This window comes from Halomonas sp. M1 (genome assembly GCF_029581375.1).
Lineage (GTDB): Bacteria > Pseudomonadota > Gammaproteobacteria > Pseudomonadales > Halomonadaceae > Vreelandella.
In genome coordinates this window covers 3743748-3754222 of the sequence record NZ_CP121119.1, presented here as the reverse complement: position 1 = coordinate 3754222, position 10475 = coordinate 3743748, and the positions used below count along the sequence as shown (strand labels likewise).

Below are 10475 nucleotides of genomic sequence, written 5' to 3'. Positions count from 1 at the left end.
TAGAAAATAAGCTGAAATAAAAAAGCGGCAGACAATGTTCAAGAACGACGCTTAAGAACGACGCTCAAAAACAATGCCTACCGCAAACCACCGATCAGAACGCCTGACCAGAGAGTGCTCAGTTACCGATGCTAAATGTTTGCCTACTCAAAACAGCCCACAAAACACCGGCTGATAAACGCTAAAGTGGCCCAAGGAAACCGCTAAATTTCAAACCCCAGGCCAAAGTCATTACTGGAGATAGCCATTAAACTGCCCGCACCTGATTGAATCATCTGCGCATGGGCCTTAGTGCGCGGCAACAGACGCTGGTAGTAGAAGCGCGCGGTATTCATCTTTGCCGCGTAAAACGCTTTGTCTTCACCCTCTAAAGAAGAGGAGGCTTTTTTAGCGGCAAGGGCAAACAGGTAGGCCAATGTGACGTAGCCTGAGTACATCAGGTAATCAACGCTTGCCGCGCCTACTTCCTCACGATCCTGCATCGCCTTCATGCCCACGCCCATCGTCAGCTCGCCCCACTCGACATTTAGCTTGGCCAACGGCTCAACAAACTCTTTAAGGGCTGGATTGTCCGCCTCGGTCTTGCAGAACTTATGGATCTCTTTGGTGAACACTTTAAGCGTCTCACCCTGACTCATCAGCACTTTACGACCCAGCAGATCCAATGCCTGAATACCCGTGGTACCTTCATAAAGGCGTGTAATGCGGGCATCGCGCACTAGCTGCTCCATGCCCCACTCTTTAATGAAGCCGTGACCACCAAATACCTGAACGCCCTCATTAGTGCACTCAAAACCAACTTCAGTGAGGAAGGCTTTAACAATAGGGGTTAATAGCCCAAGCAACGTTTCGGCACGATCACGCTCTTCACCCGGCTGTCCATGCTCAACGATATCGAGCATTTGCGCGGTGTAGAGCACCAGCATACGCCCGCCCTCAGAAAAGGCTTTCTGGGTAAGGAGCATGCGACGCACATCGGGATGCACGATAATCGGGTCTGCTGCTTTTTCCGGCGCCTTAGCACCAGACAACGCACGCATTTGCAGACGATCGCGAGCGTAGCTTAGTGAGTTCTGGAAACTGGCTTCCATCAGGCCTAGCCCCTGAATCCCCACCCCAAGACGAGCAGCGTTCATCATGGTGAACATGCACGCCAGGCCTTTATTAGGCGGCCCCACTAAGTAGCCGATGGCGCTATCAAAGTTCATGACACAGGTAGCGTTACCGTGAATCCCCATTTTGTGCTCAAGGGAGCCGCAGCTGACACCGTTGCGCTCACCAGGATTATTCTGAGCATCGGGAAGGAACTTCGGCACCACAAACAGAGAAATGCCTTTTGAACCTTCGGGTGCGTCAGGAAGCTTAGCCAGCACAAGGTGGACAATGTTTTCAGCTAGGTTGTGATCACCAGCTGATATAAAAATTTTAGTGCCGGTAATTGTGTAGGCATCGTTATCAGCGGGAACAGCACGCGTTTTGATTAGCCCAAGGTCGGTACCGCAGTGCGGCTCGGTAAGACACATAGTGCCTGTCCAGACACCTTCCACCAGCTTGGTTAGGTACGTTGCTTTTTGCTCATCCGTACCGTGGTGCCTAAGAGCATCAGCCGCACCGTGAGAAAGCCCTGGATACATACCCCATGCCAAATTAGTGGCACAAATCATTTCAGAGAGCATCATAGCCAGTGAGTGGGGCAAGCCTTGGCCACCCTGCTCTGGGTCAGCCGCTAAGCTAGGCCAGCCGCCTTCTACGTACTGCTGATAAGCCTCTTTAAAACCGTTGGGCGCTTTAACTTCGCCACCCTCTAACAAGCACCCCTCTTCATCACCACTTTGGTTAAGCGGTAATAGCACCTCACGGGCAAAGCGCGCACCCTCTTCCAAAATAGCATTCACTACATCCGGAGAGGCATCATCACCGTTTTTCAGTGCTGCATAATGGGCAGGGTAATCAAACATTTCGTCTGCAACGAAACGTATATCACGCAGGGGTGCCTGATAGCTGGGCATATCACTTCTCCTAAACAAGGGGGTTGAAAGCAACTTAAAGCCTTAATAACAACAAGCTTCAAAAACCGCTTTCAAACACATGTTTGAAAGTTAGCGCGCGCGCCCCGTATAGTCAAGCGGTCGTTTGAATTTAACCCCTAAACCCCCTACAACTTTGGTAGCCCCATATTTAACCGGTTGATAATAAAAAAAGAAAAGCCTGCCAACAGAGCGCTGGCAGGCTTTAAAACGGCTTAAAAACCGATAAAAACTATTGCATGCGTATACCACCGTCTAACCGAATAACCTCCCCATTCAGCATCGAGTTGGTAATGATCTGCTCGGCAAGCTGAGCAAATTCATCAGGTTTACCTAACCGTTTGGGGAAAGGCACCGCCGCTGCCAACGATTTTGCTGCTTCTTCAGGGATTTCACTCATCATCGGTGTTTCAAAAACACCTGGCGCAATTGCCATCACCCGTATAGCGTGGCGCGAAAGCTCTCTTGCCGCAGGTAGGCTCATCCCTACTACGCCCGCTTTAGAAGCACTATACGCACACTGACCCACCTGGCCATCAAACGCGGCTACGGAAGCTGTATTGATAATAACACCACGCTCACCGCTCTCATTGGGCGTGTTTTTAGCCATAGCGGCCGCAGCCAATCGCATTACGTTAAACGTACCCACCAAATTAATATTGATGGTTTTCGCATAGCCTTCTAGATTTGCAGGGTTTCCTTCTCGGTCAACCAGCTTGGCTACACTTACGACGCCAGCGCAGTGAATAACACCCGAAAGCCCGCTTTCGCCGCCTAGCGCCACTGCTTCGTCTATCGCCTTCTGCATCTGGTCAGCAGACGTAATGTCAGCCAAACAAGCCTTGGCCCCTTTGCCTAGTCGCTCAGCATGGGCATTAACACTATCACTTAAATCACACAGCACGACGCTTGCCCCAGCGGCCACCAGACGCTCCGCAGTGGCTGACCCAAGGCCGGACGCCGCCCCGGTAATTAAAAACGTACGATCCTTTACCTGCATTACGCATTTCCTTCTAATTATTTATCGGCCTGCGTTTGCTCAGCAGCCTGAGCACGAAGTTTAAAGCGCTGAATTTTGCCACTGGGTGTTTTAGGTAGCTCATCGACAAACTCGATCACCCGGGGAAAGGCGTGGGTCGATAACCGATCACGCACTTGCTGTCGAATCTCCTCGGCTAGGGAGTCACTCGCCTCATACCCCTCACGCAGCACGATAAAAGACTTAATCACCTCACCGCGGATTTCATCAGGCTGCCCAACCGCCGCTGATTCAGCCACTGCAGGGTGGGTCATCACGCTGTTTTCCACATCCGTGGGGCCAACCCGATATCCGGCGGTGGTAATAATGTCGTCATCGCGCCCCGCGAACTGAAACGAGCCGTCTTCATTACGGATAACGACATCCCCCGTCAGGTAGTAACCGTTCACAAAGGGATCTTTTTCTTGCCAGGTGTAACCCTGAAAGAAGTGCGCCGGTGAGTTTGCGATATCGACCGCTAGCACCCCCGGCTCACCCGCGGGGAGCTCGTTATACTCAGCATCCAAAATGGCCAGCCGGTAGCCCGGCATTGGCACGCCCATCGCCCCTACATGCTTGGGATGATCAAGGGAGTGGTGGTTATTACAGGTCATACCTGTTTCGGTTTGACCATAATGATCCATCACCGGGCAACCTAAGGATTTTTCAACCCAGGTAACGACTTCGGTATTAAGAGGCTCACCGGCAGAGCTAGCCGCGCGAAGCTCCAGCGTTTCATGAGCATTATCAAACAGTCCTGATGCTTTCATTAGGCGGTAAGCGGTAGGTGCAGCCGCAAAGTTGGTAATATGGTGGCGCTTCATAAACGCCAAGGCTCCCTCCGCACTGAAGCCCGCCTCGCAGAAATGCGTAGTAACACCTAGCAGTAACGGTCCGGCAATGGCGTAGTAAAGCCCGTATGCCCAGCCGGGGTCTGCCATATTCCAAAAACGGTCGTCTTCACGAAGGTCAACGGCAAGCTCCATATACAGAGCGAAGGCCGTCATACCCGAAAGCGGCACCGCCACGCCCTTTGGCTTGCCCACCGTGCCCGAGGTAAACATCTGCAGAAAAGGTTTTTCAGGAGCAAGTCGAGGCGGCTTATCGCTCATTGACGTATGCGTCAACGCAGCCTGCCAATCATGGTCATTAGCGTGCTCATTGGTGGCCCCGCCCACGGCTAGCACAGGTGGACACTGGCTTAGCCCATCAAACTTATAGCGGTTAGCGTGATCAGTAATCACCAGCTTGGTATCGGCACGGCCCAAGCGGTAATCCACCGCATCAGGGCCAAATGCGGTAAACAGCGGCTGATAGACCGCACCGATTCTCCATGTAGCTAGCACTGCCACAAGCAGCGCCCCAGAGCGCGGTAGCATACACGCGATACGATCGCCTTCACCCAACCCCTGAGAGAGAAACCAACCAGCAAGCTGACTACTCTGCTCATCTAGCTCTGCATAGCTTAGCGTGTGCGTGCTCCCTTGAGTGTCCTCGTGAACAAGGGCTAAGACGTCTCCTCGCCCGGCGCGCACGTGCCGCCCACAGCAGGCTTCAAAGGCATTAAAATGACCATCTTGCTGGTCATCTAGCCTGGCAATCATGTCATCGACCGAAAAGCTTTCCAGGAATGTCGAATATGTTGGTAATGAGGCTGATGGTGCTGTCATGGTGGCTCTCTTATGTTGTTAGTCGTGAGCAGTTGTTCGCAAACAGACAGGCCAGGGTTCCAATTTTACGCGTTATTATTGTCCGTTTACGTTAACGGAAACCTTGCAATTAAACTAACGCTAAAAGCATTTGCGCGGGAGCGCAAGCAATCAGCGTCGCAAACAGGTTAGACGTTGGTCGATTGGAAGTGTATTAACCGCCGTTTATGCGTTTTACCGCTTAACGCGCCGTAATCATCGCGACCAATTCATCCGCTAAATCATCGGGTGTACGCGGGCCGGCAGGGTCGTACCAACGCACCGTCCAGTTCAGCGCTCCTAAAATAAACCGAGAAACAAAGAAGCGGTCGCCATGGATAAGCCCCACTGCCAGCGCTTCGTCAATCACTTCAACCCATAGCTCCTCATAGGCATCACGCAGATGGCTCAAATGTGCCCGTGAATCAGCGTCTAAGCGCCGCCACTCAAATAACGCCACAACGTGTGCATTACGGTCAGCAAAAAGCGTTTCCAAATGGGCCCTTGCCATGGCATGTAAGCGCGCCTCGGGGTCATCCTCGCACTGCTTAAGGGCCGCTTTAGCGATGATTAACGCATTTTGCGTGCCCTCTTCTATTACCGCGGCGAGAATTTCTTGCTTATCCTTAAAATGATGAAACAGGCTGCCAGACTTGATACCCATTTCTTGTGCCAGCATACGCACCGTAGTGCGATCAAAGCCCTCTTGGACGAATAGCTGAGCCGCTAAACGTGTCAATTCCTTGCGGCGGGGAGATGCATTCATTACATTCATGTCACTCACACTAGCGCTTGCTTGGTTAGTGGGGAGAAGACCACAGCCCCGCTAATGGGTCAACGCACCGCTTAGCACTTAGTTAATTATTCAAACGCAAGACAACCATAATAATGCTGTTAGGAGATGAACAAATGAGCAATGCCACCGAGGTTGTATTTTTATCTGCTACCCGCACACCCATGGGCGGCATGATGGGTAGCCTATCAAGTATGACGGCCCCAGAGCTTGCGGCAGTGGCGATACGAGCCGCCATAGAACGAGCGGGCATCGAAGCATCCGCTATCGAAGAGGGCATCATGGGGTGTGTACTGCCCGCCGGTGTAAAACAAGGGCCAGCCCGCCAAGCCATGCGACAGGCCGGCATTCCCGACGCTAATGGCGCAACCACTATCAATAAACTATGTGGTTCTGGCATGAAAGCCACCATGCTAGCCCACGATTTGATCAAAGCGGGCACCGGAGAAGTGCTTCTAGCAGGCGGCATGGAGTCCATGTCCAACGCCCCCCACGTACTCACTAAAGCGCGTGGCGGTTACCGTTTAGGGCATGGCGAACTAAAAGATCATATGTTCCTGGATGGCCTAGAAGATGCCGAAACCGGGAAATTGATGGGCGTTTTCGCCCAGGACGTGGCATCTGAGCGCGGCTACACCCGCGAACGGTTAGATGATTTCGCGATTGCCTCTCTTGAACGTGCAATGGACGCCACCAACAGTGGCCACTTAAATGCCGAAATGGCACCAGTAACAGTAACCACCCGCCAAGGTGAAACGCTGGTCGAGCATGACGAACAGCCCTTCCAGGCCAAGCTGGATAAAATCCGCCAGCTGCGCCCAGCGTTTGCCAAAGACGGCACCATTACTGCCGCCAACGCCAGCTCAATTTCCGACGGCGCATCAGCCCTTATTTTGGCCAGCCATGACGCCGCTAAGCGTCATGGCGTGAAGCCGCTGGCTAAAATGCTCGGCCATACCACCCACTCCCGCCATCCAAGCGAATTCACCATTGCGCCAGTAGGTGCGATTGAAAAGCTGATGAAAAAGCTTGGCTGGGGCGTTAACGACGTTGATCTCTTTGAGATTAACGAAGCATTCGCGGTCGTTACGCTGATGGCTATGGATGACCTTGGCTTGCCTCACGATAAAGTGAATGTATTTGGCGGCGCTTGCGCCCAGGGGCATCCGATTGGCTCAACAGGTTCACGGGTGATTGCAACGCTTATCCACGCCCTACGCACGAAGGGCGGCAAACGCGGCATTGCCAGCCTTTGCATTGGCGGTGGCGAAGCCACAGCGGTTGCTGTTGAGCTGATCGACTAAGCCCGTATGCGTGGTGCGCTACTCAGCGCGCCACGCTATCATTAAGTTAATGCCACATATCGACGTTTCGTTCACTACTTGTTCACTACGGGTAAGCGGTGTTAGGAGGCTATATGTTCCCTCATGTCATGATTGCCATGGACTTTTCACCCGCTTGGCCGCTTTTAGAACAACGCTTAATTCGCCTGCGCTCCAAAGGTGTTAAACGCGTTAGTCTTGTTCATATTATTAGCCCCAAAAGTGCAGCGCCCTCTACGGAGCAAAATATTGAACAACTTTACGCACAGCTACTCGCTCACGCCCAGCCGCTCAACGATTTAGGCCTGGACATCACGTATCATGTAGACGCTGGCAAGCCCAGCGAGCTGCTGGCGGACTACGCCGAACACCATGACGTGGACTTAATTCTCATTGGCTGCCAAGGACAAGGACGCTGGCAAGAAATGTTACTTGGCAGTACTGCACTTAACCTCGCCCACCTCACGCGAGTACCGCTATGGCTAGAGCCAGTAACTAACGTAAAGCATGGCAGCAGCTATACGACGGTCGTGCTCGCCACGGATATGTCTGCCGCAGCGAGCAAAGCCGAACGCCTTTTTCATAGTTTGGCACTCCACTTTCAGCATCGCGTTGCCATTATCGCTGAAAGTCTACTCGAAACCGATGGGTACGGATTTGAAGAGGCACAGCTACACCTTACCGCTCTGGCAGCTCGCATCCCCAAACTTGATACCGTCATTGTTGCTGGCGAGTTTAAACAGGCCATCATTAACGAGGCTAACGCTTGGCATGCAGATCTCATCATCGTGGGCCAACAGGGCCATAGCCGGTTACGTGAACGCCTGCTAGGCAGCACCGCTAAGGCACTGTTAGAAGGCGCTGCTTGCCCCGTGATTCTGGTGCCTTCCCAGCATACTTAAGCGTAACATTGCCCCCCCCCCTCAACACTTGCGAGCCGCCTAGCCCTTTACCTTTAGTATTCCTAGCCACATAAGGCGCAGTCGACATGGCGGCTTGTTAATCGAGTCTTTTTGGTCGACTATCAATATATGGTAAATCATATATCATAGAGACTAATAAATACATTGGCCTAACTAGGAGCTTCTATGACTTTGCTAAATGATTTACCTAACGTAGCCCCCAACATCTTCACTGTGCCTAACCATGAAACGCTGATGCTTCCGCCTAGCGACCAGCCAGCACCAAAGATTTTGCTGCTTTACGGCTCTCTGCGTGAACGCTCTTTCAGCCGATTAGCAGTTGAAGAAGCCGCTAGACTACTCAATGCAATGGGAGCTGATACAACGATTTTTGACCCACGCGGTTTACCCTTGCCCGATGCGGAAGATGCAAGCCACCCTAAAGTGGATGAGCTGCGTACACTGGCGCAGTGGGCCGATGGCATGGTGTGGTGCTCACCTGAACGCCACGGCGCGATGACCGGCATTATGAAAGCACAAATTGACTGGATTCCTCTGGCACTAGGCGGCGTTCGCCCTACTCAGGGTAAAACCCTTGCCGTGATGCAAGTGTGCGGCGGCTCCCAGTCATTCAACACGGTAAATCAGCTGCGTATTTTAGGCCGCTGGATGCGTATGGTGACGATTCCCAACCAGTCGTCAGTGCCCAAAGCTTTTATGGAGTTCGACGACAACGGCCGAATGAAACCTTCGCCGTTTTATGACCGCATTGTGGATGTCATGGAAGAACTGGTGAAATTCACCCTGCTGGTTCGTGAGCGCAGTGATCTACTTACCGACCGCTACTCTGAACGGAAAGAGAGCGCTGAAGAAGTTGCTAAACGCGTTAATCAACGTGCTATTTAATCAGGGAGTGATGTTATGAAGACCCAAAGCAACTCACCGCCTACCAGCGCCGACATGGGACTTTTTGAACGCTACCTTTCCGTATGGGTAGCGATTGCCATTGTCGCTGGAATTGCACTTGGGCAGTTCGCCCCTGCCGTACCAGAGGTGCTATCACGGTTTGAGTATGCCCAGGTCTCTATACCCATTGCGGTATTAATCTGGGCGATGATTTTCCCCATGATGGCGCAGATTGACTTCAGTGCTATCGCAGGGGTACGCCGCCAGCCAAAAGGCCTGACCATTACCACCACGGTCAACTGGCTGATCAAGCCGTTTACGATGTTTGCGCTTGCATGGCTATTTTTCATGGTGATATTCAAGCCCTTCATTCCTGAAGAACTGGCCAGCCAATATCTAGCGGGCGCCATACTTCTGGGGGCAGCGCCTTGTACAGCGATGGTATTTGTATGGAGCTACCTAACCCGAGGTGACGCGGCCTACACCCTTGTTCAAGTGGCGTTGAATGACTTGATTATGCTGTTTGCCTTTGCACCGCTGGTGGTTTTTTTACTCGGCATCTCGAACATCCAGGTACCTTGGGACACGGTTATTTTATCCGTGGTGCTGTACATCGTGATTCCGCTTGCGGCGGGCTATTTCACCCGTAAAACACTGATCGCAAAGTATGGCACTGAATGGTACGACAACGTGTTTATGAAACGTGTCGGCCCCATTACGCCGATTGGGTTGATTATCACGCTGGTGCTACTCTTCGCCTTCCAGGGCGAGGTGATTCTGAACAATCCGCTGCATATCGTATTGATCGCCATTCCGCTGATTATTCAAACGTTTTTAATCTTCTTTATCGCCTATGGCTGGGCCAAAGCGTGGCGCGTGCCGCATAACATCGCGGCCCCCGGCGCCATGATCGGCGCCAGCAACTTTTTTGAATTGGCGGTCGCAGCAGCCATTGCGCTGTTTGGCCTACAGTCAGGTGCCGCGCTCGCTACAGTCGTTGGTGTCCTCGTCGAAGTACCGCTGATGCTCGCGCTGGTCCGCATTGCTAACAAAACCCGCCAGCATTTTCCCGAAAACGCATAACAAGGAGCGTTATCTATGGCGCATTATCTTATTTTTCTTGGCTCAACACGCACTTCTACGCCGCCTGCCCCTGCTCGCTTAGGCGAACGGGTAGCAAAAGCCTGTGAGCGTTTGCTCTCTTCACTGCCTGATACCACGGCAGAAATTATTGATCCGCTGACACTATCGCTACCCGCAGCATTCAAGCCGCATTTTGCCTATGCAAAAAAAGAGGTTCCCGATGACCTCGAAGCCCTTGCCGGCAAAATTGAACAAGCCGATGGCTACGTGATGGTCAGCCCAGAATATAATCACTCCATGAGCCCAGCTTTAAGCCATTTGCTAAATCATTTTGGCGCGTCCCTGTTTGCGTTTAAGCCCAGCGCCATCGTCACTTACTCCATGGGGCAATGGGGAGGCGCTCGCGCCGCGGTTAGCATGCGTGCATTTCTATCGGAGCTGGGCTGCCTGCCAGTATCAGCCATGGTCCATATACCCAAAGCGCAAGAAGCGCTGAGTGACAATGGGCAATTCGCCCAGGAGCAAGAGCGCTGGGAAAGCTATTTTGGCCGCACGCTAGGCCAACTAACATGGTGGGCAGACGCGGCTAAAGCGCACAAAGCTGAGCAAGACCCCAAAACGCTATCTCCAGCGTTTAAACAATCGCCCGCTCAGCGCAATGCCCCACGCGACTGATACGCTTAACAACGGCCTATTGGCAACTTGACATCCCAGCAGACCTTAGCCAACGCGCTCA

The 10475-nt window shown here is 52.6% G+C and carries 9 protein-coding genes; 5 read left to right on the top strand and 4 right to left on the bottom strand.

Features of this window, described 5'->3' with window-relative positions:
* Positions 1-203: 203 nt before the first annotated feature.
* The 4 genes from P8S54_RS17195 to P8S54_RS17180 all read right to left on the bottom strand — a co-directional run bounded on the left by P8S54_RS17195 (position 204) and on the right by P8S54_RS17180 (position 5499).
* Positions 204-2009 carry an acyl-CoA dehydrogenase C-terminal domain-containing protein gene (locus tag P8S54_RS17195; protein ID WP_281442704.1) on the bottom strand — a complete coding sequence of 602 codons (1806 nt, stop codon included), beginning with the start codon at positions 2007-2009 and terminating at the stop codon, positions 204-206.
* Positions 2010-2259: 250 nt separating this feature from the next.
* Complete coding sequence (locus P8S54_RS17190) at positions 2260-3027, bottom strand: SDR family NAD(P)-dependent oxidoreductase (protein WP_281442703.1); 768 nt, start codon at positions 3025-3027, stop codon at positions 2260-2262.
* 17 nt (positions 3028-3044) lie between these two features.
* Positions 3045-4715, bottom strand: a complete 1671-nt coding sequence (locus P8S54_RS17185) for an AMP-binding protein (RefSeq protein ID WP_281442702.1) — start codon at positions 4713-4715, stop codon at positions 3045-3047.
* Between the two features lie 220 nt (positions 4716-4935).
* Complete coding sequence (locus P8S54_RS17180; RefSeq protein ID WP_035540972.1) at positions 4936-5499, bottom strand: TetR/AcrR family transcriptional regulator; 564 nt, start codon at positions 5497-5499, stop codon at positions 4936-4938.
* Between the two features lie 143 nt (positions 5500-5642).
* On the opposite strand from P8S54_RS17180, the gene P8S54_RS17175 reads away from it, so the two are divergent.
* The 5 genes from P8S54_RS17175 (at position 5643) to P8S54_RS17155 (ending at position 10414) form a co-directional block, all read left to right on the top strand.
* Positions 5643-6830: an acetyl-CoA C-acyltransferase gene (locus P8S54_RS17175; RefSeq protein WP_281442701.1), complete on the top strand. Its 1188-nt coding sequence runs from the start codon at positions 5643-5645 to the stop codon at positions 6828-6830.
* Positions 6831-6943: 113 nt separating this feature from the next.
* Positions 6944-7750 (top strand): universal stress protein, encoded by an 807-nt coding sequence (locus P8S54_RS17170; protein WP_281442700.1) that lies wholly within the window; start codon positions 6944-6946, stop codon positions 7748-7750.
* A 186-nt stretch (positions 7751-7936) separates the two neighbouring features.
* Positions 7937-8656, top strand: a complete 720-nt coding sequence (gene arsH, locus P8S54_RS17165; RefSeq protein ID WP_281442699.1) for an arsenical resistance protein ArsH — start codon at positions 7937-7939, stop codon at positions 8654-8656.
* Positions 8657-8671: 15 nt separating this feature from the next.
* Positions 8672-9739 carry an ACR3 family arsenite efflux transporter gene (arsB, locus tag P8S54_RS17160; protein ID WP_281442698.1) on the top strand — a complete coding sequence of 356 codons (1068 nt, stop codon included), beginning with the start codon at positions 8672-8674 and terminating at the stop codon, positions 9737-9739.
* Between the two features lie 15 nt (positions 9740-9754).
* Positions 9755-10414 carry an NAD(P)H-dependent oxidoreductase gene (locus P8S54_RS17155; protein ID WP_281442697.1) on the top strand — a complete coding sequence of 220 codons (660 nt, stop codon included), beginning with the start codon at positions 9755-9757 and terminating at the stop codon, positions 10412-10414.
* Positions 10415-10475 lie beyond the last annotated feature (61 nt).

Excerpts from the sequence above, each read along its gene's own strand:
- P8S54_RS17195 (WP_281442704.1), bottom strand. The coding sequence starts at position 2,009 with ATGCCCAGCTATCAGGCACCCCTGCGTGATATACGTTTCGTTGCAGAC.
- P8S54_RS17190 (WP_281442703.1), bottom strand. The coding sequence starts at position 3,027 with ATGCAGGTAAAGGATCGTACGTTTTTAATTACCGGGGCGGCGTCCGGC.
- P8S54_RS17185 (WP_281442702.1), bottom strand. The coding sequence starts at position 4,715 with ATGACAGCACCATCAGCCTCATTACCAACATATTCGACATTCCTGGAA.
- P8S54_RS17180 (WP_035540972.1), bottom strand. The coding sequence starts at position 5,499 with ATGAATGCATCTCCCCGCCGCAAGGAATTGACACGTTTAGCGGCTCAG.
- P8S54_RS17175 (WP_281442701.1), top strand. The coding sequence starts at position 5,643 with ATGAGCAATGCCACCGAGGTTGTATTTTTATCTGCTACCCGCACACCC.
- P8S54_RS17170 (WP_281442700.1), top strand. The coding sequence starts at position 6,944 with ATGTTCCCTCATGTCATGATTGCCATGGACTTTTCACCCGCTTGGCCG.
- arsH (WP_281442699.1), top strand. The coding sequence starts at position 7,937 with ATGACTTTGCTAAATGATTTACCTAACGTAGCCCCCAACATCTTCACT.
- arsB (WP_281442698.1), top strand. The coding sequence starts at position 8,672 with ATGAAGACCCAAAGCAACTCACCGCCTACCAGCGCCGACATGGGACTT.
- P8S54_RS17155 (WP_281442697.1), top strand. The coding sequence starts at position 9,755 with ATGGCGCATTATCTTATTTTTCTTGGCTCAACACGCACTTCTACGCCG.